We start from the raw sequence: 24599 nt of genomic DNA on the forward strand, positions 1-24599 counted from the left end.
TTCAACACCAGATCGTTTCGGAGGCTTTCATGACCCCTTCCCCAAACAGGCTGCGCATTGCCGTGCTCTTCGGCGGCCGCTCGGCCGAGCACGACGTCTCCGTGCTCTCGGCAACCAATGTCATGGGAGCGCTCAAGCCCGAGAAATACGACGCCGTCCCCATCTTCATCACCAAAGAGGGACAATGGCTGCTGAGCAGTTTTGAGGACGGCGCGCTGGCGACACCTTCGTCAGGAACGGAAATCTGCCTCGTGCCGGGGGGACAGGGCCGGATGCTGGCGATGCCTGCCCATGGCGCACCGCATGAGCTGGTAAGGATCGACATCCTGTTTCCCGTGCTGCACGGCCCGCATGGCGAAGACGGCTCAGTGCAAGGCGTGGCGGAGGTGGCCCGCGTTCCGTTCGCCGGCTGCGGCATCCTCGGCTCGGCCGCAGCACTCGACAAGGACATCGCCAAACGCCTGCTGAGGGCCGCGGGCCTGCCGGTGGCGCGTGCGGTGACCGTCCACAAGGGTGCCGCCCCTTCGCTGGCAGCCCTCGAAGCCGAGCTCGGCCTGCCGCTGTTCATCAAGCCGGCGCGGCAAGGATCGTCGGTCGGCGTCGCCAAGGTCCATGCCAGCCAGGAATTCGCGCCCGCCCTTACTGAGGCCTTCCGCCATGATCGCACGCTGCTTGCCGAAGAATTCGTGCGCGGCCGCGAGATCGAATTCAGCGTGCTGGAAGATGCGGCTGGAGAACTCTTCGTCTCCCGGCCGGGCGAGATCGTGCCTGCGGAAAGCCACGGCTTCTACAGTTACGATGCCAAATATATCGACGAGAAGGGCGCGGCGCTGAAAGTCCCGGCCGAACTGCCGCAGGAGGTCGAGACGGCTATGCGCGACCTGGCCGCCAGAGCCTTCCGGGCCGTCGGCTGCGACGGCATGGCCCGCGTCGACTTCTTCCTGACGGATGACATGCGGTTCCTGGTCAACGAGATCAACACCATCCCCGGCTTTACCGATATCAGCATGTATTCCAAGGCGATGGCGGCAAGCGGCGTTCCTTACAGCGACATCATCGACGGGCTCGTCGATCACGGCCTGGCGCGCGCCGGCCGAGCCGGCTGAGGGGGCGGCGCGTTTAGCGCCTCCTAAAGACGCACCACTGGAAGGATTGCCGGCCACCAGCGGGTGTTGCGTGGTCCTCGCGCCAGTCGCGCTGAAGCGTGAAGGCGGGCGAGAATTCTGCCGCAAGGGCGGCCGCGTCGTAACGCTGGACCGGCAAGCCACTGCACCGTTCCGGCCCATCCGGGGCGAAGGTCGCGATGATCACGAAACTGCCCGGCGCCGTGCCGATTTCGAGCGCACGACGATAAGCCAGCCGCTGCTCGGGCTCGGTGAGAAAGTGAAAGACGGCACGGTCATGCCACACATCGTAATGGCGATCGGGCTGCCATGCCGTGACGTCGGCAACCACCCAAGTAACCCGGCCGGCATCATTCTGCAGCCGCGCCTTGGCGACCTCGAGCGCCGGCGCGGCGATGTCGAGAACGGTGAGATCAGACCACCCGCGCTCGACAAGCCGGTCGACAAGGTTCGATGCGCCGCCGCCCACGTCGATCAGCGAGGTCGTGGCCGGCAGGTGCAGCTCGTCAAGCGCTCGCAAGGAAGGCCCTGGCGTCGGCTGATACCAACTGACGCTATCGGCAGCTTTCGTACGGTAGACATCGTCCCAGTGTTCCCGCGTCGCGCCCGTCATCCGATATCACCATCTCTTGCGAAGCCCGTTGTCTGGCCGATTGACATGTAAGAACTGAGACGCCTGCAACCAATCGCACGGCGCCACCGACCCATGTTCTCTTTTCAGAAAGGCAGGTGACGGTAGACGAGATCCTTGGGATCACTTCGGGCCGCGGTGAGATCAAGGCGCGCACCCAGCCGTTCCGCAACGGCAACGGAAGCAGCATTGCCGGGAGCGATATAGCTGACGAGTGATGGTAGCTTCAGCGTCGCAAAGGCCCAGTCGCGCAACGCCAAGGCTGCTTCGGTGGCATAACCCTTGCCCTCATATTCCTCATAGACGAACCAACCGAGCTCCTTCTCAGGAAAAAGCGGTCCATGATTGATCCCCACCTGACCGACGCATTCGCCGGTTTCGCCGAGCTCGATCGTCAGTGCCCCGTGGCCGAAAAGCTGCCAGAGAGCGACGTCATGACAGAACATCCCCCACGCCGCGCGCAGATCAAACGGCCCGCCCATTCCGACCGATCGCGGCGACGCCATCAGCTGCGCATAGGCGGCGAAATCGTCGATCTCGGGCATGCGAAGCCTGAGACGCTCGGTTCGAATGGTCATCGCGCCCGTTTCGGACATGCCGTCGCCTTCTCTGTCAGCTTGGGTTTGGAGTTTCGACCCTTGAAGGGAATATCCTAGCTTTCAAATGCCGGGGCGAATTGCAACGTCCCGCTTGGCGGGGATCCGCAAAAAACAATCCGCTGCACGAGCCGCGTATCGAGGTCGAGGTACTTCAGTTGCCCGTCACTGCTGAAACCGGCACGGCTATAGATGTCGGGATTGCCGATCAGGGCACATCCGCTGGCATCCTTTTCGTTCAGCAGTTCGAGACCCCTGGCAATCAGCGCCTTGCCGATCCCCTGCCGCTGTCTCTCCGGCTTCACCGATATCGGCCCCAGCCCGAACCAGCCATCATGCGCGCCGTCGATCGTAACAGGTGAAAACGCGACATGCCCCAGCATCTCGCCGTCCTGCGCAGCGACCAGCGATATCGTTAGATCGCCGTTTTGGCGAAGTCTTCGGACAATCTCCGCTTCCGTCCCGTCGCTGTAAGGCATCGGCTTGAAGGCGGTCCAGGTCAGATCATGGATCGCGTCGATATCCTCCGGCGTTTCGTCTCGGATAAGCATCTCTATCAATCCTCAATCGCGATAGCTCACAGGTTCTATGCAAGGAAAGTCGAAGACCAGCAAGCCGGGCTCCTCCAGAGGCAGCTGCGCCACGACCTGCCCTTCCGGATTCAGCACCGCCGTCGGCCCCCAGGCGATGCGCCCGTCGCGCTCGCCTGTCACGTCGGACGATATCAGCCACAGGCCCGTTTCGCGGCATCGTTCGCCGCGAACCGCGTTGTGCCGCTCCCTGAATATTTCCGCCTTGTCCCTTGGCATCATGTTGTTGGCGAGGCATAGAATCAGGGATGCGCCGGACGCGGCGATCGTTCCGGCTGCTTCAGGAAAGTTCGTGTCGTAGCAGATGTTTATCCCGAAGCGCAGATCTCCGATCGCAAAGAGCGGGCTTTCCTTTCCCGCCTCGAAAGCCCGTTCGCCGCGCAGCAGGTGGGCTTTCCGGTAGCGGCCAACGAGAACGCCGCGCTCGATGACAACAGCGGTGTTGAACAATCGCCCGTCATCGACCTCAATGAGCCCCAAGACCAGCACCAGTCCCGACTTCGGCAGCCGATCCAGGATCGCGGCGAACTCGGGCGACGCGAGATCGAGGGCGATCCGCCGCGCCGATCGTTCATCGGTCAGATAGCCCTGCAAAAAACCTTCGGGAAAGACCAGCAGGGCCGCACCATCAGCCTCAGCAAGCGCTGCGACCTTGACGGCATAATCCAACGCTGTCCGGACATTCTCCCGAAATTCCGGCGTCTGCGCGGCGGCTATCCGAATACTCTTCACCTTGATCTCCGCGTTTGGACGTCTTGCAAACTATCCGATCAGGCTTGCGCGGGAGCGCCACACCAGCGGATTGCCGGCCGTCGTTCAGGTGTCGTGACCGATAGCATTTTTGTCACGACACACGGTGGCACTGGCGGATACTATCTCCTCCGCGAGCACGTGACTGAGAATGGAGGGATTCGTGGCAGCTGGCGCGCCTGTTTTATTCATTCCCGGCATCAATTGCTCGGCGCGACTTTTCCTATCGCAGATTCCGGCGATCTGGAAACATCGGCCGGTCATGATTGCCGACCACAGAACGGGAAGCTCAATCGGAGAGATCGCCGACAATATTCTGACGGCATCCCCGCCCCGCTTCTGCCTGGTTGGATTTTCCATGGGAGGCTATGTCGCCCTCGATATCATGCGCAGAGCCGGCGACCGCGTCGAGAAACTGGCCCTTATCAGCACCAGCGCCAGGCCCGACGACGCATCGCAAGCTGCCGGCCGGGCTGAGCGGATTGCCAGACTGTCGGCAGATGACTCCGACACATGGATCGAGCAGCGATTTCGCCAGTTGGTCGACCCAGCTCGAATCGACGATCGAAATCTTCTGGGCTTCTATCGGCAGATGGCTCTGGAGGATGTAGGGCGAGACGTGGCGGTGCGCCATTTGATCGCCACGCTCGATCGGCCGGATGCACGCCCCACCTTGTCAGCATCTCGTGTCCGACGGCAATTCTCGTCGGCGAGGCGGACAGGATTACGCCCCCGGCGCTCTCTGAGGAGATTGCGGACAGCATTCCAGCCTCGCGGCTGACGGTCATACCCGACTGCGGACATCTATCGCCGATAGAGCAGCCCGAAGCCGTGACGCAGGCTCTCTTGTTGTGGCTAAACGCAGATCAGCGCACGCATTAATCAGCTATTGGCCGCATGAAAAAGCCCGGTACGACGGCCGGGCTCTTCCTTGATCTCTTCTCGGCGAACCTCAGAAGGTTGACGCGCCGCTGCCCCAGGGGCCGTGGTGGAAATCCTTGCCATCCAGGCGGTCGAAGCCGTGGGCGCCGAAGAAGTCGCGCTGGGCCTGGATGAGGTTTGCCGTTCCCCTGCCCTGGCGATAGGCGTCGAAATAGGTCAGCGCCGAGGTCAGTGCCGGCACCGGCAGGCCGGCCGAAATGGCGGCAGCGACGACGCGGCGAAGCGCCGGGATCGATTCCTTGACCATTTCCGAGAAGGCCGGCGTGACGATCAGGTTCGCGGCATCGGGGGCCTTGGTGAAGGCCGAGGTGATCTCGTCGAGGAACTGCGAGCGGATGATGCAGCCGGCGCGCCAGATACGGGCGATCGTCGGCATCGGCAGCGACCAGTTGAACTCGCGCGAGGCTTCCGCCATCACCGCGAAGCCCTGCGCATAGGCGCCGATCTTGGCGGCGAACAGCGCCAGCTCCAGATCCTTGTTGAGCTCGGGACCGTAGGCGATCGGGAAGGACACAGCCTGGGTGCCGAAGATCTTTTCGGCGGCTTCGCGCTGCGACTTCATCGAGGAAAGGCTGCGGGCAGCGACCGCGGCTTCGATCGCCGTTGCCGGAATGCCCATATTCTGCGCCTCGATTGCCGACCATTTGCCGGTGCCCTTCTGGCCCGCTTTGTCGAGGATCATATCGACCATCGGACCGCCGGAGACGGGGTCGTTGGCGGCAAGCACCTTCTCGGAGATCTCGATCAGGTAGGAGTTCAGCCGGCCCTTGTTCCACTCGCCGAAGATGCCGGAGATGTCGGAGGCACTCTTGCCGAGGCCGTCACGCAGGATGCCGTAGATTTCGGCGATCATCTGCATATCGGCATATTCGATGCCGTTATGAATGGTCTTGACGAAATGGCCGGCACCGTCATTGCCGAGCCAGGCGACGCAGGGCTCGTCATTGTAGCGGGCGGCAATCGAGGTCAGCACCTTCTCGACACGCTTCCAGGATTCCTCGGTGCCGCCGACCATGATCGACGGGCCGTGACGTGCACCTTCCTCGCCGCCGGAAACACCCATGCCGATGAAGGTCAGATCGGTATTCTTCAGGCGGTCGAAGCGGGCGACGGTGTCGCGGAAATTGGCGTTGCCGGCATCGATCATGATGTCGCCCTTGGAAAGATGCGGACGTAGCGCCTCCATCTGCTGGTCGACGGCATCGCCCGCCTTGATCATGATGATGATCGGGCGCGGCGGCCGGATCGCATCGACGAATTCTTCGATGGTCTTGCAGGGAATGATCTGCTTCTTCAGATCGCCGGCGCTCTCGTAGAATTCGTCGGTTTTCTCCGGCGTGCGGTTGAACACCGCGATTTTATTGCCTTTTTCCGCGATGTTGAGCGCCAGGTTGGAGCCCATGACCGCAAGGCCGATCAGTCCGATTTCTGCCTTTTCCACGACAAACCTCCGATGTGTCATTTGGACCGGTGTTGTGGCACTGTCTCGGTCAAACGGCAAGTCTGCCAAGGGTCTAATCGGTTCGCAAAAGCCAATGAAATGAGGCTTGCAACGCCGACTTGTCCGACAACTGGCCGGCGGCAAGCTGATCGGCGGACAGCAGGTTTTTGCGCGACCTGCCCTCAACGCCCTATCTGATGGTATCATCGGCGTTTCGGGAGATATCGCATTGGCATCGGAAAGACGGAAAGATACGGCACTGCTGGCGGCCCGCGCCGGCCGCTACCGCGAGTATGCGCCACCGCCGCCGCTCAGACGCCATTTCAGCCGGCTCTGGTCGCATGCGCTGCATGACGGACCGCCGGCAATGGTGGCGATCGTGCCGGACGGCTATTGCGACCTCCTCTTGATCGACGACCGGCTGGTCGTCGCCGGTCCCGACAGGACGGCGGCCTTTCCCGTTCTCCGACCCGGCACGATCGTCATCGGCGCACGTTTTGCGCCTGGGGCCGCGGCACCCTGGCTGAAGACACCGCTCTCGGCGCTGGTCGGCTGTTCGGTACCGCTCGGCGACATCGGCCGGAAGGATACGGCGGAATTCGAGGCGCGGCTTGGTGATTGTCCCGATCCTTCGACAGCCATGGCGCTGTTTGGCCGCCTGCTCGAAAAGGCGGCCGGCGATGAGGAAGAACCCGCCCGCGACGCCGCCATGATCTTCGCCGCCGCCGATAGCGGTCACCCGGCGTCCGGTCTGCTCGATCGGCTTGGCATGAGCGAAAGGCAGCTGCGCCGCCGCTGCCACCACCATTTCGGCTATGGCGCCAAGACGTTGGAACGCATCCGCCGGTTTCAGCGTTTCCTCGACCTCTGCCGCAGGTCGGACGTGATGCCGCTTGCCCGGCTTGCACTCGAAGCGGGCTTTGCCGACCAGCCCCACATGACGCGCGAGGTCGGCGAACTGTCGACACTGACGCCCGCCGTCATTCTCGGCCAGCTCGGCCAACTCGACCAGTTCAGCAAGTGAGAAAGGCCGGGCTGACCGTTTTGTTCAAGACGCTGCCGGCCGGTCTGTTATTCTGACGAAACCAAATGCCAAGGACCTGCAAGCCATGCCGACAATGTCCGCGAAAATCATCCACCTGTCGATCGAGCGCGACTGGCGCGACGTCTATGATTTCGCCGGCAAGCCGGAGAATATGCCGCTCTGGGCCTCCGGCCTCGCAACCGGCCTCGAGCCTCACGGTGCCGATTGGATCGCCCACGGCGCTCTTGGCAGCGTCAAGGTGAGCTTCGTGCCGACCAATGAATTCGGCGTGATCGACCATACGGTGACGATCGAATCCGGTCTCAGGGTCTATAATGCGCTGCGCATCGTGCCGAACGGCGATGGCTGCGAGGTCATGTTCACGCTGTTGCGCCTACCCGGCATGACCGATGCGCAGTTTGCCGCCGATGCCGCCCATGTCGAGAAGGATCTCGCCATGCTGAAAGCCCTGATGGAGAGATAGATGGCCGATAAATCAGAAAACCACGATCGCCGCATCGATTATGTCGAATTCAACGTCGCCGACATCGCCGCCGCCAAAGCCTTTTACGGCTCGGCCTTCGGCTGGCGTTTCACCGATTACGGCCCGAACTATTGCGAATTCGACGATGGCCGGCTGAAGGGCGGTTTCACCGATTTCGGCCCCGTGCGGCCGGGCGGCCCGCTTGTCGTCGTCTATGCCAAGGATCTGGAAGAGGTGCTGACCTCGGTCGAAAGGGCCGGCGGCACGATCTGCCGGCCGATTACCGATTTTCCCGGCGGTCGCCGCTTCCACTTCCTCGACCGCGACGGTTACGAACTGGCCGTCTGGGCGACCGCCTGAGGGCAAAGTCGATGATCAGGCAGCCGCAGGCAGGCATCGGATCAGCCAGCCTGCGGCTGCCGATCGATATCTCCCATGACGATCAGCGCGCCGATCACCGTGCCGCCGGCGTCGCGCAGCGGTGACATGCGACAGCGCACCTGCCGCGATCCGGCGTTGCCGGCCGAGCGCTCATAGGTGTAGTCGATCTGGCCGCCGGCAAAACAGGTGTCGAGCTTGTGCTTGGCGCATTCGGCAAACCGCTCCTCGCCGATGAATTCGGAAAGATGACGGCCGATCAGTTCCATCGGCTTTCTGTCGAGATGGGCGCTGTTGGCGGGATTGGAATAGAGGTAGCGATAATCCCTTGTCAGCACCGCCACCCGATCCGGCATGCTGTCAAGGATCACCGCGTTGAGGAACTGGCCGTTATCGGTATCCGGGACATAGGCCGCCGGCGGCTCGATGCGCGCATCCTGCGGCGAAGGCACGCGCCAGTCCGGCCCATGTGTCCCGAAATAACGGTCGAGCAGGAAGGAAAGCACCGTCGTGTGGTCGGTGACGCTGGCGCTGTCGTCGGCGTCCTGGCCGATCAGATGCGTCACAAACTGCAGTTGCATGTAGACTTCGAGCAGATTGACCGCCCGGTGGGCGAGGATGGCCTCGACCAGTGGCTCGACATGGCGGTCGAGCGCCGTGACGCGCTGATCGTCGCCGAGGCGTATGGCGTCCTCGATTTGCGTACAACGCAAGGAAAAAGCTCGAAAAAGCTCCAACAAGACGCCTCCAACTCCCATTGTCCCAAGAGACGAGTCCGAAACCTGACCTGGCTACACCTCTAAAATGCGCCCTGCAGTAGACATTATTCGCGCCTTAGTGGTGACGGGTAACATGAAGTGTTCCCGGTTTCAATCCGACAGGACCTGCCGCTTTTCACCGCTGATAAATGAGGGTGGACCTTTTTCATTTGGAACAGATTCCAGATTCCAGCCCCGACGCGACTCCCTTTCTAAGGCGCGAGCGTCTGCTTGATTTGCCAGCGATCGTGATACCAGAGCCACTGTTCCGGATATTCCCGCACCCAGCTTTCCACCTTGTCGTTGAGCAGCTGGGCGGCCGCCGGCAGGTCGAGATTGCCCTTGGCGTCGCGCGGCATATCCAGCCGCGGCTCGATTTCCAGCCGGTAGCGATTTCCGGGCAGCCGGATGCAGCGCGCCGGATAGACCTCGCAATCGAACTGGCGCACCAGCTTCGGCAGCAGCGGATTGGTCTTGACCTCGCGTCCGAAGAAGGTGCCCTTCAGCCCCTTGCGGAATTTCTGGTCGACGAGCACGCCCACGCCCTGGCCTGCTTCCAGCTGCCGGGCGAGCGCGAAGGAGGAGCCGGCATGCGAGGGCACCAGCTTGCCCATGCGCGCGCTCCTGAAGTCGAACACCTTCTTAGCGACATAAGGATTGTTCGGCGGCCGGAAGAGCACGGTCACATGAAGCCCGAAGGCAGCGCCCGCCACCGGCAACAGTTCGAAGTTGGCGGTATGGCCGGTGAAAACGATGAAGGGCCGCGGATTGTCACGCAGGTCGAGAAAGACAGGGATGCCCGACACCTCCACCCTGCCCGGCTCCAACTTTTCGGGATCGAAATCGAACAACTGGTCGAGGAAGACATATTCGGCGGCCAGCCGACCCATATTGCCCCAGCTGCCGAGTGCGATCTCCTCGATCTCAGCCTCGCTCTTCTCGGGGAAGGCGTTGCGCAGATTGGTCAGCATCAGCCTGTGGCGGCGGGTCCGCCGGCCGAGGCGGCGCATCAGCCTGTCGGCGAAGCGGATCGCGCCATCGGCCGGAAACAGCTTCAGCACATTCAGGAAACCGAACATTACCTGGGCCACCAGCCATTGCTGGAAATTCCTCAGCGCCAGAACGATTCGGGTGATGAAGAGCTTCACGCGGTCAATCCATCTTCAGGATGATCTTGCCGAAGATCTGGCGCGATTCCATCCGTTCCAATGCCCGGTCGATATCGCTGAAGCTGACCTCGGTGTCGATGACGGGACGGACGAGTCCACGGCCCATTTTCTGCATCGCATCCGCCATGTTCTCCATGCGGCAGCCGAAGGAGCCGAAGAGCTTCAATTGCTGCTGAAACAGCATCATCAGGTTCATCTCGGTGGAAACACCTGAGGTCGACCCGCAGGTGACGAGCCGCCCGCCGCGCTTCATGCAGAGCATCGAGCCGGCCCAGGTATCCTTGCCGACATGTTCGAAGACGACGTCGACACCCTTCTTCTTGGTGAGCTTGCGCACCACGCCCTCGAAGCGTTCGGTGCGGTAGTTGATGACGTGATCGGCGCCGAGCGCCTTGGCCTTTTCGATCTTGTCGTCGGATCCGACCGTAGTGATGACGGTGCAGCCGATCTTCTTGGCAAGCTGGATCGCCGCCGTTCCGATGCCGGAGCCGCCGGCATGGACGAGGATCGTCTCGCCGGGCTCGAGCTTGGCATTGTCGAACAGCATGTGCTCGACGGTGCCGAAGGTAACGGGCGCAAGCGCCGCGCCGATCGCGTCGACGCCGGGAGGGGCCGGTACTAACAGACGCGAGGGAAGGTTGACCTTCTCCTGCGCAAAGCCATCGAGATGGAAGCCGTGCACGCCGGAAACATGTTCGCAGAGATTGTCGCGGCCTTCGCGGCAGGGACGGCAGAGGCCGCAGGTGCGCGCGCCGTAAATGGAGACGAGCTGGCCCGGCAGCACGTTGGCGACGCCCGGCCCGATCGCCTCGACGACGCCAGAAGCTTCCGCACCGATGACCAGCGGCATCTTGCGCTTGGCAAAAGCCATGCCGCGCCAGCCCCAGACGTCGATATGATTGAGCGCCACCGCCTTGACACGCAACGTCACCTCGCCGGCGGCAGGCGCGTCCGGTTCCGGCAGGTCGGTGATCTCAAGTTTGCGGTCATCGATCAGTTGCAAAGCGCGCATGGCAAAATCCCTCGCCTTCAAGACGGTCTTCTTGTTTTGAAATTGTCGCGAACCGCTTAAGCCGGTTCGAGCGCCATGACAAGGCTGGCATTCTGCCCCCCGAAGCCGAAGGAGTTGGAAAGCACGGCTGAAACCTGAGCTTCCCGCTTTTTGTTCGGCACGACATCCAGAACGATCGACGGATCGGGGTTGTTATAGTTGATGGTCGGCGGCAGCGTCCCGGTCAGCATCGTCTGCAGCGAGAACACCGCCTCGACGGCGCCGGCCGCCGTCAGCGTGTGGCCGATCATCGACTTGTTCGACGAGACCGGAATGCCGACCAGCTTCTCACCGAAGACGGCTGACATCGAACCATATTCCATCTTGTCGTTCTCAGGCGTCGAGGTGCCGTGGGCATTGATATAGCCGATATCGCCCTCGCTCATGCCGGCATCGGCGAGCGCTGCGCGGATCGTCGCAATCGCCGGGCCGCCGTCAGGCGACGACCGGGTGCGGTGGAAGCTATCGGCCTTGTCGCCGGCGCCCTTCATGATGCCGAGCACCTTGGCGCCGCGGGCAACCGCTGATTCCAGCGATTCCAGCACCAGCGTCGCCGCGCCTTCGGCGATGACGAAGCCGTCGCGATCCTTGCTGAATGGCTTGGAGGCCTTGGTCGGCGGATCGTTCTGGGTCGAAAGCGCAGACAGCAGCGAGAAGCGGATCAGCGCTTCGGCGCTCAGCGAGCCGTCGGTCGCAACCGTCAGCGCCCGGGTCGTACGGCCCTGGCGGATTGCCTCGATGCCGAGCTGGATCGCCGTGACGCCGGAAGCGCAGGCGGTCGACAGCGTCACGGGAAGGCCGCGGGTGCCGAACCGGTCGGCAAGGCGCTCGGAAATAGCGCCGAACAGTGCTGCCTCATGGAACGCCGGGTCCGGCCGCTGGCGCAGCGCCGTCAGGAAGCGCTCATAGGCATCCCCCGGATGATCGGATGCCGGCGAACGGTCGGCAAGCTCGAAACGCGCGCTCCATTCCGGCTCGATCGGCGGGGCGGCGAGGAACAGCGGGCCGTTGAAATCGCCGGAAAGGCCGGCATCGGCCAGCGCCTCGATCGTCGTTTCGCGGGCGAAGGCATAGGAACGCTCGACGGCGTTCGGCGCCGGAATGCCGATGAAATCGACCGTGCCGGCAATGCGCGTCGACAGTCCCTCGGTCGGGAAGCGGTTGATCTCGTGGATGCCCGACGTTCCGGAGGTCAGGGCCGACCAGTTGTCGCTGAGGCCCTGGCCGAGCGAGGTGATGATGCCCATGCCTGTGACGGCAACGATCGGACGGCCGAGATGATCCCTGTAAGCGGAAGCTGTCATGTCCTTACTCCTCACGCATCTGCGGAAAGAACGGCAACGCCCTCGCCGCGCTGGTGGCCGACCGTGGTCACGATGGCGGCAGTGGCGCCTGCCCGCATCGGCGCCTCATGGGCGGCATCGAAGGGCGGAACCTTGGCCTTGCCGTCGACGGCAAGGGCTGCGAGCGCCAGACCCAGCGTGAACTGCGTCTCGATCGTATGGCCGGTGACGCCGCCGAAGCCGCGGATTGCAACGTCGGGCAATTGATGTTCGAGCACCGCCCGCTCGCGGGCGGCAAGATCGTGCATGCCGGTCGAACCGGAAAAGATCGCCGTGCTCTCGGCGGCAAGGCCGGCGGCCGGCGCCAGGAGGCGCTCCAGCCTGACTTCGAAATTACCGGCATTACGATTGCCGCGGTCGCCCTCGACGGCGTCGATGACGGCATAGATATGGGCGCCGCGGGCTCTAGCATGCTGGCGCGATTCAAGCACCAGGAAGGCGCCTGCCGAACCGGTGATCATGCCGCCGCCGTCGCTGGGTCTGCGCGACCAGAGCGGCACCCAGTCGCCGCGCGCATGGGCGCCGATCGCCTCTGTGAGCAGGATCATGTCGGGCCGCTCGGCCGCAAAGGCGCCGCCAACCAGCGCATGCGAGGATTCGCCGGACTTGATGCGGTAGAAGGCGGTCTCGACGGCCGAAATGCCAGCCGCTTCTTCACCCATGAAGGTGCGTGACGAGCCGGTGACCTTGTGCACGATCGAAATATTGCCGGCGAGCAGGTTGGAAAGCTGGGCGAGAAACAGCGTCGGCCTGAGTTCGGTCGTCAGCTTCTCGTTCAAAAGCAGCTCGCGGTCATTGCGCTTCAGCGCCTCGTCGACGATCAGCGTATCGACATTGATGTCGCGCTCGCCGCCCCCGGCCGCCACAATCATGTCCATCGTGCCGCAGGCCTCGATATCGTCCTTGAAACCGGCATCATCGAGCGCAAGGCCGGCGGCGAAGACGCCGATGCGCTGCCAGTTCTCCATCTGGCGCTGGTCGCCGCGCTTGGCGATCTGCTGCGACCAGTCGATCTCCGGCAGCGGATGCACCGGATAGGGCTTGAATTTCTCGGTCTCGACGATCGCCTTGGGCGCGCTTGCGGCCGAAAGCAGCGCGATATGCGCATCCTTGCCGACGCCCTGACAGGTGACGATGCCGATGCCCGAGATGACGACGTCGTTTGCAGCCTTGCTCATCCAATCACTCCCTGAGCCGCGATCGCTTCCAAAAGCCCGATCTCGCCGGCACGTTTCTTCACGATATCGCCGAGCGGCACCTCGGAAAACGGCATGGTGCGAAGCTTCAGCTGCGCATCGCAGACCTTCTTGCCGCCGCTGGTGATTTTAGCCTTGGTGACCGCAAAACCCGAACCATCGTGCTCGAGCACCGCCTCGATGTCGAGCACGGCTTCCGGTTCGACGAAGGTGCGCATCTTGGCGCCGTCGACCGTCATCAGGAAGGGCATGGCGGCGAAATTGGTGACGGCGAGCACCAGCATGCCGGAGGCCTGCGCCATGGTCTCGATCAGGAGCACGCCGGGAACCAGCGGCATGCCGGGAAAATGGCCCTCGAAGACGGGGCTCTTGGCCGGCACGACGGATCGCGCCTTGAGCGTGCCCTTCTTCAGGTCCACCGCTTCGACGCGGTCAATCATCTGGAAATATTCCAGCAGCATTCGGATCCTCCGGCCCGACAGGCCAGATCCGCCCGCCGGTGACGCCTGAAGCGCGTCGCACTTCAGGTCTTTGCTCTTGTACATGCCGTTGTCCCAAAACCGCTGCACACATTTGGGCGGCGTGCACTAGTTAGGAACGAAACCGCCCGGCCGCCATATCAAGGGCGGCAGGGCGTTCAAATAGAGACTATTATATCGCTCAGGCCTTGGCTGCTTTGAGCTCGTCGATCTTGGCGCAGAGGTTCTTCAGCACGAAATATTCTTCGGTGGAAACCTTGCCCTCGTTGACTTCCTGCGTCCACTTTTCGAGCGGAATCTTGATGCCGAATTCCTTGTCGATCGCAAAGACGATATCGAGGAAATCGAGACTGTCGATACCGAGGTCGTCGATCGTATGGCTCTCCGGCGTGATCGTCGCGCGGTCGATCTCGCTGGTTTCTGCAATAATGTCGGCAACTTTATCGAATGTAGCGGTCACGCGCTGTACCTCATGAAATGACGATTTAAACCTCCTCATAGGCAAATCCATTTCAAAAGCCAATGCTTTCGTCCGGGCGTTGCGGCAATTTGCCGGCCGGGTGTTGCCTAAACAGCAATGGAATGCAGGCCTTTGCCATCATCGGGGCTACAGGCGATGCCGGTGCCGGAAGCCCGCTGCGCCAGCGGAGCGACCAAACCGTCCGAATCAAAACCGCGTGCGGCCTTCCCCTCTCGCAAACGCCTCCCCGCAGGAACCGCAGGCACCGACAGTTGATCTGGATCAAATCGCGATCCCGGCAAAATTGATAATGATCAAACGGCGCGGGAAGAAATCGGGATAGCCGAACCCGCGATCGCGGCGTAATCGTCGGGGAGATGCCCGGCATGCTGGTCATGCCCGGCATGGCCGGGGGGCATCAGGATTTCGAAGGGATCACGGTATGGACGTCGCACATGGTGAGGTTCTCGAGCTTGGCATCCCCGTCGCCTGCCGGTCCTGCCAGGCGCGGCAGGGCGTCGTCTGCGGCGCCTTGTCGAGCAGCCAGCTGCGTGAACTCGGCCGCCACTCGCTGCGCCGCAAGGTCGATGCCGGCTGCGAGATCGTCGCCCAAGGGTCGGAAAGCTCTTTCTATTCGAACATCATGCGCGGCGTGGTGAAGCTCTGCAAGGTGATGCCAGACGGGCGCCAGCAGATCGTCGGCCTGCAATTCGCCCCCGATTTCATCGGCAGGCCTTTCGTGCGCGAAAGCACGCTGTCGGCCGAGGCTGCGACCGATGCCGAAATCTGCGTCTTCCCCCGCAACCTGCTCGACCGCATGATATCGGAGACGCCGGAGCTGCAGCGCAGTCTGCACGATCAGGCGCTGAAGGAGCTGGATGCCGCGCGCGAATGGATGCTGACGCTCGGCCGGCGCACTGCCGAGGAAAAGGTCGCAAGCCTGCTCCACCTCATCGCCACCCATGCCGAGCCGCAAAGGGCAACGAGCGCCGCCTTCGACCTGCCGCTGTCACGCGCCGAGATCGCCGATTTCCTGGGGCTGACGATCGAAACCGTCAGCCGCCAGATGACCAGGCTGCGCAAGAGCGGCGTCATCCGCATCGAGAATTTCCGACATATCATCGTCCCCGACATGGATGAGCTGGAAAAGAAAATCAGCACGTAAACGGGAGCGCCTATCCGGAGTTGGCGCGGCACTAACCTTGCGATTAGCACGGCGCATAACCTTGCGGTTAGCGCGGGTTAGCGCGTAATGACCACGCGGGTATTGGCAAGACCAGCTTGGCGCGCCAGCGAGAAGAACTGGGCTGCATTGTCGGGATGCAAGCGGACGCAGCCGTGCGAGGCAGGCCGGCCCAGGCGCTTCAGGTCGTAGGTGGCGTGAACGGCATAACCACCGTTGAAGAACACCGCATAGGGCATTGGTGCATTGTCGTATTTCCGCGAACGATGATCGCGCGACAGCCACTTGGCGCTCCATGAACCCGTCGGCGTGACATAGCCGTTGCGCGCAGTCGAGACCTTCCAGCGATACTTCACCCAACCGTTCTCGGTGACGGTCATCGTCTGCTTGCCGATGCTGATATTGGCAACCAGGGTTGCGGCTTGAGCGGCAACCGGAGAAAACTGCAGCAATAAACTTGCGGCCGCAGCCGCCAAAATCGTCTTCATGATAACCCCTCTTCGCACCCGCGCAGTTTTAACTGCGCCCTCACGACAGAGAGACTAGGGAAATACTTTCTATTTAGCTTTAACCCGAATGGTAATCACAATTTTAACAGGTTTCAGCCGAAAACGGCACCGCAAGACAGCGGCCACCTCACTGCAGCTTGCGTGCCGCCGAAGGCTGCTTGAGCTGCTGGTAGGCCTTGTTCATTTTCTGGCGGATCGAGGCCATGGTGCCGAGATTATGACCGCAGGCGGCACAGGTGATGATGTCGGTCTCGCGGATCTCGGCACGCTCGAACTTCATCTTGGTGCTTTTGCACTTCGGGCACGGTAGTTCAACCTGGACTGTCATTGCTCTGCTTCCGGACTGATGGAGGTATGAGGCGGTCGGAATAAACGTTTGAGTGAGGGCTGTCTACCGGGGAGCGTGGGTGCGCCGTGGGATACCCTTTCTGCCCCGCCGGGCAGAGAGGGCATTCTCACGGCACGCGCTACAGAAAACACAAGAACAACCCGAACGTAACACCGGCGAGCACCATGCAGCTCGCATTAAACACCGACACGCCGTCGTCGATATCGCCTGCGGTTGCCACGTCCCGGCCGGCATCGTTGATCATCGGCTCGGTTACGATGACACCGCCGTAGATGCGGGGGCCGGCGAGCTGGACGTTAAGAGCACCGGCCATCGCCGCCTCCGGCCGGCCGGAATTCGGCGAACGGTGCAGGCCACCATCGCGCATCCCCACCCGGATCGCCTCGCGGCAGGGGCTGATGCCCCGCCGGATCCAGGCGCCGGCGGCAATCAGCAGGATGGAGAGCCGGGCGGCCGGCCAGTTGGCGATATCGTCGAGCCGGGCGGCCGCCCATCCGAAATCGATGTATTTTTCCGACCTGTGGCCGATCATCGAATCCGCCGTGTTCAACATTTTGTAGGCAATCAGTCCCGGCAGGCCGAAGACGGCATACCAGAGCGCCGGGGCCACCACGCCGTCGGAGAAGTTTTCGGCAAGGCTTTCGATCGCCGCGCGGCAGACGGCCGGCTCGTCCAGCGTCTCCGGATCGCGCCCGACGATGCGCGAAACAGCGGCTCGCCCGCCGGCAAGCCCGTGGTCGCGCAGAGCGGTAGCGACGGCCGCGACATGATCGGCAAGGCTCTTCTGCGCCAGGAAGATCGCCACAAGACCGGCCTCCAGCACGATGCCGGCAAGGCCGAAGAGCGCGAAGAACCGGTCGAACACGAAGCCTGCGGCGATCGACAGAAGCAGCAGCGTCAGGATCGCGGCAACGCCGTTCATCCGGCGTTGGGAGCCCGTCAGGCTTGAGGGATTGAGCTGTTGGTCGGCATAGGAGATCGCCGCGCCGAAGATGACGACGGGATGCGGCACCCGCGACCACAGCCATTGCGGATCGCCGGCGATCCGGTCGAGCAGTAGCGCCAGAAGCAGCACGAGAAGGTTTTCGTCGATCGTCATCGCTCAAATCCCTGAAGGGCTTCGCCAAGCCGCCTGTCCGCCGCCGGATCGGGCGTCAGCCCGAAACGCAGCCACTCCGGCGCATAATCGAACTTGCGGACGAGAATATGATGGCGGCACAGATGCGTGTAAATGTCGTTCGCCCTCGTATCGGCGACAAGGGTGAAGAGCGCCGTCCCTCCTGCTATTCGCAACCCGGCACCCTCCAGCGCCGCATGCAGGCCGGCGCAACGTTCATCGATGCGGCTGCCGATAGTCGAAGCGTCCGAACGCAGCAGCGAGGCAGCAATCGACAGCGCCGGGCCGGAGACCGCCCAAGGGCCTAGCCAATCCTCGAAACGTGCGAGGATATCCTCCCGTGCAACAGCAAAGCCGAGTCGCAGGCCGGCAAGCCCGAAAAACTTGCCGAAGGACCGGAAGATGATCAGGTTGGAAAGCTGCTGCGCACGGCTCGCGAGGCTGAGCCACTGATCAGTATCGCCGAAGGCCTCGTCGACGACGAGAAGCCCACCTGCTGCCTTCATCCTGTCATGCAAGGCAACCAGCGTTTCAACCGGCCAGGCGCGTCCATCGGGATTGTTCGGATTGACGACGACCGCAAGCCGATGCCCAGCTCCAATCGAGGCGACATCATTGACCGCATCAACGGCAAAACCCGCCGCAGTGAAGGCGCGCGCATATTCGCCATAGGTCGGCGACACCACGGCGACCTTGTCGTCCGCCACGGCGACCCGTTCGTCCGTCACGGCAACTTGCCTGCCCTGTCGAAGCAGGCGCGGCAGCAACTGGATCACCGATTGCGTGCCGGGCACCGGCAACGGCAGGATCTCGCCGGTGCCATAATGATCACGCGCAGCTACCCTTGCCTCATCGACGAGATCGCGGTCCGGCAAGCGGTGCCAGGCCCTTGCCGGAATGTCAGGCAGGGCGACGGGGCACGGATTGATGCCTGTGGAAAGATCGAGCCAGTCTTCCGGCCTGCCGCCGAAGGCCGCGGCAGCGGCGGTGATGCCGCCGCCATGGGCGATCGGTGCGCTCATGTGGCCGCTCCGGCCAGATCGATCAGATGCATGTAGGAGCCCGCCACCTGGTCGCGCCTCAGCCCGACAGCACCGAGATCGGTTCCGAGTGCATCCTGCGCCGCAAACAGCCGCTTTCCCTCACCCTCGGAAACGACAGTGGAATAGTGGAATTCATGCGCCGTCATCGTCCGTGCGAAGAAAGCGCCGTCGAGGGGCGTCACACGGCGATAGCCGAGATGGCGCCGGCGCTCGGCATAGCTGGTGACGACGGGCAGTAGGCCGAGCATTTCGTGGCGCTTCCCCCCAGCATCGATCACCCCATCGCCGAGCACCATGTAGCCGCCGCACTCGCCATAGATCCTGACGTCGCGTGCTGCCGCATCGAGCATGCCGGCGCGGAAATTCTGCGCCTCGGCTAACCGTCCGGCATGCAGCTCGGGATAGCCGCCGGGCAGATAGATCGCATCGGCGTCACCTGCCGGCGCCTCGTCCGCAAGCGGCGAGAAAAAGGAGATCGCAGCACCCCGACGCCGCCAGCCGAGCAGCATGTGCTCATAGGAAAAGGCAAAGGCGACATCGCGTGCCACCGCGATACGGGCGCCCAGCGGCATCAGCCGGTCGATATTGGCGGACGATGGCCGATTGAGCCCCTGCCTGGCAATGCGCAGCAGGAATTCGAAATTACACTCCTCGGAGACGGCATCCGCCGCGTGATCGATAAAGCTTTCAAGGGTCGCATGTTCACCGGCCTGGACAAGACCGAGATGACGCTCCGGCAGGGAAAGCGCCTTGTCGCTGCCGATCACGGCGACAACAGGCATGCGGATAGCTTCAAGGGCCTGACGCAGCATCGCCTCGTGCCGTTCGCTACCGACCTTGTTGAGGATGACGCCGGCAACGCGGACATCGGCGCGGAAACCGGCAAAGCCGGCAACCAGCGGCGCCACCGACTGCGACATGCGCGAGGCATCGACGACGAGCACCACGGACAGGCCGAGCTGGGCGGCAAGATCGGCCGCCGTTCCTCTTCCGTCTGCCGCTCCGTCGAAAAGCCCCATCATCGCCTCGATGACGAGGATGCGGTCGCCGGAGCGGTGAAGAGCTGAGTTGGCCGAGATCAGTTCGGGGCGCATCGCCCAAGGGTCGAAATTCAGGCACGGCGCGCCGCTTGCGGCCGCATGAAAGGCCGGGTCGATGTAGTCAGGACCTGCCTTGCCGGGCGCGACCGCGATGCCGCGCCGGCGAAGCGCCCTGAGCAATCCGAGCGTCACCGTCGTCTTGCCGGCGCCGGAGGACGGCGCTGCGATCAGGAGGCCGCTCATATCAGCACCTTGCCGGACCGGCGGAACGGATCGGGCAGCAAGCGCCGCCCGCCGAGCGCGCCGAGCCAATCGAGCGAGGCCCGGAGCCGCACCACCTCGCCGACGACGACCACTGCCGGCGGTTCCAGCCCGGAGGCGGCGACGGTCTCGGTCGCCTCCCCGAGCGTCGTTTCCAGCACCTGCTGCCGGCCGGTGGCGGCATTGCAGACGAAGGCGACGGGTTCGGATGGCGACCGGCCGGCGGCGATGAGATTGGCGCTGATCTCGGCGATATGTTTCATCGCCATATACATGACGATGACGGGCGAGCCCCGGCCGATCGCCTCCCAGTTGATCCTGTCGGGCACGATGCCGGAAGAATCATGGCCGGTGAGGAAGGTGACGGCGTGGTTGATGTCACGATGCGTCACCGGGATGCCGGCATAGGCAAGCCCGCCGATGCCTGCGGTGATGCCCGGCACGATGCGGAAGGGGATGTTGTGCTCGACCAGCGTCAGCGCCTCTTCGCCGCCACGGCCGAAGACGAAGGGATCGCCGCCTTTCAGCCGCAGCACCCGCTTGCCGGCCCGCGCCAACTCCACCAGCCGCAGCGAAATATCCCGCTGCTTGGCCGAGGGCTTGCCGCCGCGTTTCCCGGCATATTCCAACTCGGCACCGCGATGCGCGAGCTTCAGGCATTCCTCATTGACCAGCGCATCGTGGACGATCACATCCGCCTCGGCGAGCCCCTTGGCGGCAAGCAGCGTCAGCAGCCCGGGATCACCCGGACCGGCTCCGACGAGCCAGACGCTGCCCGGCTCCAGTGCCGGAAGATGGGAGAATGCGGCATCGATCATCCTGCTGATCTAGGCCCAGCAAGGGGCAAGGTCAACGCCGCGCCCGTCACCTCACTGGAAGTTGCTAAGATTGCTATGACTCACTTCACGAAGAGGCGGATTCGATTTGGCAACAAACCCGCCCAACAATATGAATACATTATAATATCATCACAAAGGCCAGCCGCGGCGCAGCCGGCCTTCCAGGCCGTCAAGCGGCAAGCAGCGTGTTGCGAATGAGGTCGAGGACCTTCTCCGATTCGATGCCGGTGCAGACGATCTGGCTCGGCAGACCATCCCAGTCACCGGGCGGGAAACGGCGGCTATCCGGCTTGACGACCGTCTGCCCATCGGCGATGCCACCGCAGACGACGCGCACTGCGCCCGTGATCGTGGTAAACAGCTCGGGCGCCACGACATAGACCGAGGCGCAGCTATCATGCACCATCATGCCGTCCTCGACCGCATGCTTGTAGAAATCGATGTAGGACTGCGACAGTGCGTCGAGCAGCTTCACCGCCCCGTCTCCGCTGGCCGCCATCTCGCCGAGATAGCGGCGGCTCATCGCCGTGATCGAGGTGACGTCGAGACCGATCACCGCCACCTTCCAGGGTGCGGTCATAACGATGTCGGCAGCTTCGGGATCGCCGTGGATATTGGCTTCGGCGACCGGCGAGACGTTGCCCGGCACATAGAAATTGCCGCCCATGATGACGACGTCCTTGACCAGGCTCGCAATCTCCGGGTCTTCCTTCAGCGCCCGCGCCAGATTGGTCATCCGCCCGACAGCGACCAGCCGCACTTCGCCGGGATTGGCGCGCACGGTGTCGATGATGAAGCGATGCGCCGGGCGCGGATCGAGCGGCAGGTCGATCGTCTCAGGCACCTCGATATCGCCGAGGCCGTTGTTGCCATGCACCATGGCCGGCCATTCCCGCTCGGCGCGCGAGGGATCGATGGTGACGCTGGCGCCCTTGGCGACGGGTGCCGGAATATTCCATTCGCGCTTGAGGAAGAGCGCATTGCGCGTCGTCGTCTCGACCGAGGCATTGCCGAAAACGGTGGTGATGCCGACCAGATCGATTTCGGGATGGCGGTGCAGGAAAAGAAGCGCCATGGCGTCATCGACGCCCGGATCCGTGTCATAAATGACCTTGTGCATGTGTATCCTCAATAGAGCAATTCCAGCAGTGTGCAGCGGTTTTGCGTCCGTAATTGCGTTTAACAAAGATGTGAATCGCTGGGCTGCCGAACGGCGCCGCGAGATCGACCACCATAGCGCCCCTCAGGCTTTCTGCAACCCGGCGCGAGCAATCGCCGCCGTCGCATGCGCGGATTTGATCTTGCCGAGCAGCAGCTCCGCATCCGCGCCGGCAGCCGCAAGTGCTGCCGATTCCGCCACGCCGTGACAGCCGACACGGGCAAAGACGATCGCGGAGGGATTTTTGAGCCGCGGCGTTTCCTGTTCAAGCCGCGGCGCATCGAAGAACACCGCCGGCACGGCAAAATGGCTGGCAACCGCAAGGATCGCCGCCTCGTGCCTGCGGCTGTCGATCGAAGCAATGGCCACGAGATCCGCTCCATCGATGCCGGCTGCCCTCAACGCCTCGACGGCAAGCGCCAGCACCTCTGCAGGCGGCGTCCCGCGCTCGCAGCCGAGCCCGAGAACATGCCGCTCTGCCGTCTCGAAGGAAATATCGCTCATGGAAGCCGTCGAATGCGCCCCGCTGTGTCCCCGCAGCCATTGCAGCTTGGGACGGCAAATGCAACAACGCCGCCAGAAAGCCTCCTGGAATACCGTCTTGCCCGACATTGCCCTCCATCTTCTGCTGCTGCTCTGTGTGGCCGCCTTCTTTGCCGGTTTCGTCGATGCCATTGCCGGCGGCGGCGGCCTGATCACCGTTCCCGCCATGCTGATCGCAGGCATTCCGCCGCTGCAGACGCTCGGTACCAACAAGGTGCAGTCGATCTTCGGCGCCGCCTCGGCAACGATCGCCTATGCCCGCAAGGGCCACGTGCAGCTCAACAAACAATTGCCGATGGTACTGATGGCCGTCATGGGCGGGGCGCTCGGCGCCGCGCTCGCCACGATCGTGCCCGGACAGGTGCTGCAGGCGATCATGCCGGTGCTGCTGTTGGCGATCGCCATCTTCTTTGCCGTCAAGCCTAATCTCAACGACCTCGACACCCACCGTCTCATGACGCCCTTCGCCTTCGGCCTGACGCTGGTGCCGGTTATCGGCTTCTATGATGGCGTCTTCGGCCCCGGCACCGGTTCCTTTTTCATGCTGGCCTTCGTCACACTCGCCGGCTTCGGCGTGCTGAAGGCCACCGCCCACACCAAACTTCTCAATTTCGGCTCGAACCTCGGGGCGCTGATCGTCTTTGCAAGCTTCGGCGCCATTCTCTGGAAGATCGGCCTGTTGATGGGTGTCTGCCAGTTCCTCGGCGCACAGCTTGGTTCGCGGCTCGCCATGCGCATCGGCGCAAAGCTCATCAAGCCGCTGCTCGTGATCGTCTGCGTCGCCCTTGCGGTCAAGCTGCTCTCCGATCCGGCAAATCCGCTGCGTGTCTGGCTCGGCATCTGAAGCAGACCAGCTTCCATTACCTCTGACGTAATTGATAGGGTGCACCGCCTTCCCGCATGATCGCGCTGCCTGGAACTGACAGGCGATCAAAAGGAGATGACCCGATGAACGACGCAAAGACCAATGCCGAGCGCTACCTCGCCATCTGGAACGAGACGGACGCCGCCCGCCGCCGTGCTCTCATCGCCGAGAGCTGGAGCGAAGCCGCAACCTACATTGATCCGCTGATGCGCGGCGAAGGCCATGAGCAGATCAATTCGCTGGTCGAAGCCGTGCAGAGCCGATTCCCCGGTTTCCGCTTTGAGCTGATCGGCGCGGCCGACGGCTATGGCGAGGTCATGCGCTTTTCCTGGGGGCTCGGCCCTGAAAATGGCGAAGCGCTGATCAAGGGCACGGATTTCGCCGAACTCGAAGGCGGTAAGCTGAAATCCGTCCGCGGCTTCATCGACCAATTGCCGGAAGCCGCCTGATGCCGCCGACCGCCCGTTCCGTTGGAGATCATCTGCGCGAATGGCGCCAGCGACGCCGCATGAGCCAGCTCGACCTTGCGCTTGAGGCCGATATCTCACAACGGCATCTGAGCTTCATCGAGAGCGGGCGCTCGACACCGAGCCGCGACATGCTGCTGCATCTTGCCGAACGCCTCGGCGTGCCGTTGCGCGACCGGAACCCGCTGCTGCTGGCGGCGGGTTTCGCCCCCGTCTTTGCCGAACGCAGGCTGGATGATCCCGCCCTTGAGCCCGCGCGCCGCGCCATCGATAGGGTGCTGAAAGGCCACGAGCCCTTCCCGGCTATCGCCATCGACCGCCACTGGACGCTTGTCGCCGTCAATGCCGCCATCGCACCGCTGCTCGAAGCCGTTGCCGATCCATCCCTGCTGGAACCGCCGGTCAATGTGCTGCGCCTCAGCCTGCATCCACAGGGGCTGGCACCGCACATCATCAATCTCTCGGAATGGCGCGCCCATCTCCTTGATCGGTTGCGTCAGCAGATTTCGGTCTCGGGCGATCCGGTACTGGATAAGCTGTTGAAGGAACTGCTGTCCTATCCCGCGCCTGAAGCTACGACCAAGCAACATACCGACCTTGCCGGCATCGCCGTTCCCTTGCAGCTTTCAACGAGGGCCGGCCTTCTCTCCTTCATCTCGACAACAACAGTCTTCGGCACGCCTGTCGATATCACTCTGTCGGAACTCGCAATCGAGACGCTCTTCCCGGCCGATGAGGAAACGGCCGCGATCCTGCGCGGCCATCTCGCCAATTGAAGCTTTCCATCTCGGTCACCAGATCGGCGATC

At 62.9% G+C, this 24599-nt stretch carries 29 protein-coding genes and 1 pseudogene; 10 read left to right on the forward strand and 20 right to left on the reverse strand.

Going from position 1 to position 24599, the window contains the following annotated elements; all coding sequences use genetic code 11:
* The first annotated feature begins 29 nt into the window (after positions 1-29).
* Positions 30-1106 (forward strand): D-alanine--D-alanine ligase family protein, encoded by a 1077-nt coding sequence (locus PO860_RS10810; RefSeq protein ID WP_275038310.1) that lies wholly within the window; start codon positions 30-32, stop codon positions 1104-1106.
* Between the two features lie 13 nt (positions 1107-1119).
* Here the strand turns inward: PO860_RS10810 and PO860_RS10815 are convergent, their stop codons facing one another.
* The 4 genes from PO860_RS10815 to PO860_RS10830 all read right to left on the reverse strand — a co-directional run bounded on the left by PO860_RS10815 (position 1120) and on the right by PO860_RS10830 (position 3673).
* On the reverse strand, positions 1120-1737 hold the full coding sequence (locus PO860_RS10815; protein ID WP_275038311.1) for a class I SAM-dependent methyltransferase: 618 nt from the start codon (positions 1735-1737) through the stop codon (positions 1120-1122).
* Between the two features lie 104 nt (positions 1738-1841).
* Positions 1842-2351 (reverse strand): GNAT family N-acetyltransferase, encoded by a 510-nt coding sequence (locus PO860_RS10820; protein WP_275038312.1) that lies wholly within the window; start codon positions 2349-2351, stop codon positions 1842-1844.
* A gap of 56 nt (positions 2352-2407) precedes the next feature.
* Entirely contained in the window at positions 2408-2902 is a 495-nt protein-coding gene (locus PO860_RS10825; protein ID WP_275038313.1) for a GNAT family N-acetyltransferase, read from the reverse strand.
* 12 nt (positions 2903-2914) lie between these two features.
* Complete coding sequence (locus PO860_RS10830; RefSeq protein ID WP_273883841.1) at positions 2915-3673, reverse strand: carbon-nitrogen hydrolase family protein; 759 nt, start codon at positions 3671-3673, stop codon at positions 2915-2917.
* A 376-nt stretch (positions 3674-4049) separates the two neighbouring features.
* Here PO860_RS10830 and PO860_RS22320 point away from each other — a divergent pair.
* Both PO860_RS22320 and PO860_RS22325 read left to right on the forward strand, forming a co-directional pair.
* Positions 4050-4211: pseudogene (locus PO860_RS22320) on the forward strand (alpha/beta fold hydrolase); the annotation flags it as partial.
* Positions 4205-4573, forward strand: a complete 369-nt coding sequence (locus tag PO860_RS22325; RefSeq protein WP_411196660.1) for an alpha/beta fold hydrolase — start codon at positions 4205-4207, stop codon at positions 4571-4573. The pseudogene PO860_RS22320 and the gene PO860_RS22325, both read left to right, overlap by 7 nt.
* Positions 4574-4643: 70 nt before the next feature.
* On the opposite strand, the gene gndA is transcribed toward PO860_RS22325, so the two are convergent.
* Entirely contained in the window at positions 4644-6095 is a 1452-nt protein-coding gene (gene gndA / locus PO860_RS10840) for an NADP-dependent phosphogluconate dehydrogenase (protein WP_272782390.1), read from the reverse strand.
* Between the two features lie 208 nt (positions 6096-6303).
* Between gndA and PO860_RS10845 the strand changes: the two genes are divergently transcribed.
* From PO860_RS10845 to PO860_RS10855, 3 genes are all read left to right on the forward strand, one after another.
* Positions 6304-7098 (forward strand): helix-turn-helix domain-containing protein, encoded by a 795-nt coding sequence (locus PO860_RS10845; protein ID WP_273881012.1) that lies wholly within the window; start codon positions 6304-6306, stop codon positions 7096-7098.
* Between the two features lie 85 nt (positions 7099-7183).
* The gene (locus PO860_RS10850) at positions 7184-7582 is read left to right on the forward strand and encodes an SRPBCC family protein (protein ID WP_183607036.1); all 399 of its coding nucleotides are present in this window, start codon (positions 7184-7186) and stop codon (positions 7580-7582) included.
* A complete protein-coding gene (locus PO860_RS10855; protein WP_097619196.1) occupies positions 7583-7942 on the forward strand; it encodes a VOC family protein in 360 nt (119 codons plus the stop codon).
* A 41-nt stretch (positions 7943-7983) separates the two neighbouring features.
* On the opposite strand, the gene PO860_RS10860 is transcribed toward PO860_RS10855, so the two are convergent.
* The 7 genes from PO860_RS10860 to PO860_RS10890 form a co-directional block, all read right to left on the reverse strand.
* Positions 7984-8700, reverse strand: a complete 717-nt coding sequence (locus PO860_RS10860) for a PAS domain-containing protein (protein ID WP_183607035.1) — start codon at positions 8698-8700, stop codon at positions 7984-7986.
* A 230-nt stretch (positions 8701-8930) separates the two neighbouring features.
* Complete coding sequence (locus PO860_RS10865) at positions 8931-9866, reverse strand: lipid A biosynthesis lauroyl acyltransferase (protein WP_273880882.1); 936 nt, start codon at positions 9864-9866, stop codon at positions 8931-8933.
* A 4-nt stretch (positions 9867-9870) separates the two neighbouring features.
* Positions 9871-10899 (reverse strand): zinc-binding dehydrogenase, encoded by a 1029-nt coding sequence (locus PO860_RS10870; RefSeq protein WP_273883843.1) that lies wholly within the window; start codon positions 10897-10899, stop codon positions 9871-9873.
* Positions 10900-10955: 56 nt separating this feature from the next.
* On the reverse strand, positions 10956-12242 hold the full coding sequence (locus PO860_RS10875; RefSeq protein WP_183607032.1) for a beta-ketoacyl-ACP synthase: 1287 nt from the start codon (positions 12240-12242) through the stop codon (positions 10956-10958).
* An 11-nt stretch (positions 12243-12253) separates the two neighbouring features.
* Entirely contained in the window at positions 12254-13459 is a 1206-nt protein-coding gene (locus PO860_RS10880) for a beta-ketoacyl-ACP synthase (RefSeq protein ID WP_183607031.1), read from the reverse strand.
* Entirely contained in the window at positions 13456-13938 is a 483-nt protein-coding gene (locus PO860_RS10885) for a 3-hydroxyacyl-ACP dehydratase FabZ family protein (RefSeq protein WP_003540474.1), read from the reverse strand. Before PO860_RS10885 ends, PO860_RS10880 begins: the two co-directional genes overlap by 4 nt.
* A 199-nt stretch (positions 13939-14137) precedes the next feature.
* Positions 14138-14416, reverse strand: coding sequence for an acyl carrier protein (locus PO860_RS10890; RefSeq protein WP_003540486.1), 279 nt, complete (start codon positions 14414-14416; stop codon positions 14138-14140).
* 442 nt (positions 14417-14858) lie between these two features.
* Here PO860_RS10890 and PO860_RS10895 point away from each other — a divergent pair, with 442 nt between their 5' ends.
* A complete protein-coding gene (locus PO860_RS10895; protein WP_272782388.1) occupies positions 14859-15581 on the forward strand; it encodes a Crp/Fnr family transcriptional regulator in 723 nt (240 codons plus the stop codon).
* Positions 15582-15658: 77 nt separating this feature from the next.
* Here PO860_RS10895 and PO860_RS10900 read toward each other — a convergent pair whose 3' ends face one another.
* From PO860_RS10900 to PO860_RS10935, 8 genes are all read right to left on the reverse strand, one after another.
* Positions 15659-16087: a L,D-transpeptidase gene (locus tag PO860_RS10900; protein WP_272782387.1), complete on the reverse strand. Its 429-nt coding sequence runs from the start codon at positions 16085-16087 to the stop codon at positions 15659-15661.
* 148 nt (positions 16088-16235) lie between these two features.
* Positions 16236-16436 carry an ECs_2282 family putative zinc-binding protein gene (locus PO860_RS10905; RefSeq protein WP_097612989.1) on the reverse strand — a complete coding sequence of 67 codons (201 nt, stop codon included), beginning with the start codon at positions 16434-16436 and terminating at the stop codon, positions 16236-16238.
* Positions 16437-16575: 139 nt separating this feature from the next.
* On the reverse strand, positions 16576-17556 hold the full coding sequence (gene cbiB / locus PO860_RS10910; protein WP_183607028.1) for an adenosylcobinamide-phosphate synthase CbiB: 981 nt from the start codon (positions 17554-17556) through the stop codon (positions 16576-16578).
* Positions 17553-18596 (reverse strand): threonine-phosphate decarboxylase CobD, encoded by a 1044-nt coding sequence (gene cobD / locus PO860_RS10915; RefSeq protein WP_272782386.1) that lies wholly within the window; start codon positions 18594-18596, stop codon positions 17553-17555. Before cobD ends, cbiB begins: the two co-directional genes overlap by 4 nt.
* On the reverse strand, positions 18593-19900 hold the full coding sequence (locus tag PO860_RS10920) for a cobyrinic acid a,c-diamide synthase CobB (RefSeq protein WP_273880889.1): 1308 nt from the start codon (positions 19898-19900) through the stop codon (positions 18593-18595). The genes cobD and PO860_RS10920 overlap by 4 nt, the downstream gene beginning before the upstream one ends.
* Positions 19897-20736 (reverse strand): uroporphyrinogen-III C-methyltransferase, encoded by an 840-nt coding sequence (gene cobA / locus PO860_RS10925; protein WP_273880890.1) that lies wholly within the window; start codon positions 20734-20736, stop codon positions 19897-19899. The genes PO860_RS10920 and cobA overlap by 4 nt, the downstream gene beginning before the upstream one ends.
* Before the next feature lie 190 nt (positions 20737-20926).
* The gene (locus PO860_RS10930; RefSeq protein ID WP_273883844.1) at positions 20927-21877 is read right to left on the reverse strand and encodes a nucleoside hydrolase; all 951 of its coding nucleotides are present in this window, start codon (positions 21875-21877) and stop codon (positions 20927-20929) included.
* A gap of 123 nt (positions 21878-22000) precedes the next feature.
* On the reverse strand, positions 22001-22420 hold the full coding sequence (locus tag PO860_RS10935) for a cobalamin biosynthesis protein (RefSeq protein ID WP_273883845.1): 420 nt from the start codon (positions 22418-22420) through the stop codon (positions 22001-22003).
* A 97-nt stretch (positions 22421-22517) separates the two neighbouring features.
* Between PO860_RS10935 and PO860_RS10940 the strand changes: the two genes are divergently transcribed.
* The 3 genes from PO860_RS10940 to PO860_RS10950 are packed head-to-tail and all read left to right on the forward strand — an operon-like array spanning position 22518 to position 24567.
* Positions 22518-23303, forward strand: coding sequence for a TSUP family transporter (locus PO860_RS10940; RefSeq protein WP_183607681.1), 786 nt, complete (start codon positions 22518-22520; stop codon positions 23301-23303).
* 56 nt (positions 23304-23359) lie between these two features.
* A complete protein-coding gene (locus PO860_RS10945; protein ID WP_183607022.1) occupies positions 23360-23773 on the forward strand; it encodes a nuclear transport factor 2 family protein in 414 nt (137 codons plus the stop codon).
* A complete protein-coding gene (locus PO860_RS10950) occupies positions 23773-24567 on the forward strand; it encodes a helix-turn-helix domain-containing protein (RefSeq protein WP_273883846.1) in 795 nt (264 codons plus the stop codon). Before PO860_RS10945 ends, PO860_RS10950 begins: the two co-directional genes overlap by 1 nt.
* The last annotated feature ends 32 nt before the right edge of the window (positions 24568-24599 follow it).

The organism is Rhizobium binxianense (genome assembly GCF_028994275.1).
In the GTDB taxonomy this organism is placed as follows: Bacteria; Pseudomonadota; Alphaproteobacteria; order Rhizobiales; family Rhizobiaceae; genus Rhizobium; species Rhizobium binxianense.

Bases quoted from the DNA above. Each gene is read 5' to 3' on its own strand.
- PO860_RS10810 (WP_275038310.1), top strand. From the start codon at position 30: ATGACCCCTTCCCCAAACAGGCTGCGCATTGCCGTGCTCTTCGGCGGC.
- PO860_RS10815 (WP_275038311.1), bottom strand. From the start codon at position 1,737: ATGACGGGCGCGACGCGGGAACACTGGGACGATGTCTACCGTACGAAA.
- PO860_RS10820 (WP_275038312.1), bottom strand. From the start codon at position 2,351: ATGTCCGAAACGGGCGCGATGACCATTCGAACCGAGCGTCTCAGGCTT.
- PO860_RS10825 (WP_275038313.1), bottom strand. From the start codon at position 2,902: ATGCTTATCCGAGACGAAACGCCGGAGGATATCGACGCGATCCATGAT.
- PO860_RS22325 (WP_411196660.1), top strand. From the start codon at position 4,205: ATGGATCGAGCAGCGATTTCGCCAGTTGGTCGACCCAGCTCGAATCGA.
- gndA (WP_272782390.1), bottom strand. From the start codon at position 6,095: ATGACACATCGGAGGTTTGTCGTGGAAAAGGCAGAAATCGGACTGATC.
- PO860_RS10850 (WP_183607036.1), top strand. From the start codon at position 7,184: ATGCCGACAATGTCCGCGAAAATCATCCACCTGTCGATCGAGCGCGAC.
- PO860_RS10855 (WP_097619196.1), top strand. From the start codon at position 7,583: ATGGCCGATAAATCAGAAAACCACGATCGCCGCATCGATTATGTCGAA.
- PO860_RS10870 (WP_273883843.1), bottom strand. From the start codon at position 10,899: ATGCGCGCTTTGCAACTGATCGATGACCGCAAACTTGAGATCACCGAC.
- PO860_RS10875 (WP_183607032.1), bottom strand. From the start codon at position 12,242: ATGACAGCTTCCGCTTACAGGGATCATCTCGGCCGTCCGATCGTTGCC.
- PO860_RS10880 (WP_183607031.1), bottom strand. From the start codon at position 13,459: ATGAGCAAGGCTGCAAACGACGTCGTCATCTCGGGCATCGGCATCGTC.
- PO860_RS10885 (WP_003540474.1), bottom strand. From the start codon at position 13,938: ATGCTGCTGGAATATTTCCAGATGATTGACCGCGTCGAAGCGGTGGAC.
- PO860_RS10895 (WP_272782388.1), top strand. From the start codon at position 14,859: ATGGACGTCGCACATGGTGAGGTTCTCGAGCTTGGCATCCCCGTCGCC.
- PO860_RS10900 (WP_272782387.1), bottom strand. From the start codon at position 16,087: ATGAAGACGATTTTGGCGGCTGCGGCCGCAAGTTTATTGCTGCAGTTT.
- PO860_RS10905 (WP_097612989.1), bottom strand. From the start codon at position 16,436: ATGACAGTCCAGGTTGAACTACCGTGCCCGAAGTGCAAAAGCACCAAG.
- cbiB (WP_183607028.1), bottom strand. From the start codon at position 17,556: ATGACGATCGACGAAAACCTTCTCGTGCTGCTTCTGGCGCTACTGCTC.
- cobD (WP_272782386.1), bottom strand. From the start codon at position 18,596: ATGAGCGCACCGATCGCCCATGGCGGCGGCATCACCGCCGCTGCCGCG.
- PO860_RS10920 (WP_273880889.1), bottom strand. From the start codon at position 19,900: ATGAGCGGCCTCCTGATCGCAGCGCCGTCCTCCGGCGCCGGCAAGACG.
- cobA (WP_273880890.1), bottom strand. From the start codon at position 20,736: ATGATCGATGCCGCATTCTCCCATCTTCCGGCACTGGAGCCGGGCAGC.
- PO860_RS10930 (WP_273883844.1), bottom strand. From the start codon at position 21,877: ATGCACAAGGTCATTTATGACACGGATCCGGGCGTCGATGACGCCATG.
- PO860_RS10935 (WP_273883845.1), bottom strand. From the start codon at position 22,420: ATGAGCGATATTTCCTTCGAGACGGCAGAGCGGCATGTTCTCGGGCTC.
- PO860_RS10945 (WP_183607022.1), top strand. From the start codon at position 23,360: ATGATCGCGCTGCCTGGAACTGACAGGCGATCAAAAGGAGATGACCCG.
- PO860_RS10950 (WP_273883846.1), top strand. From the start codon at position 23,773: ATGCCGCCGACCGCCCGTTCCGTTGGAGATCATCTGCGCGAATGGCGC.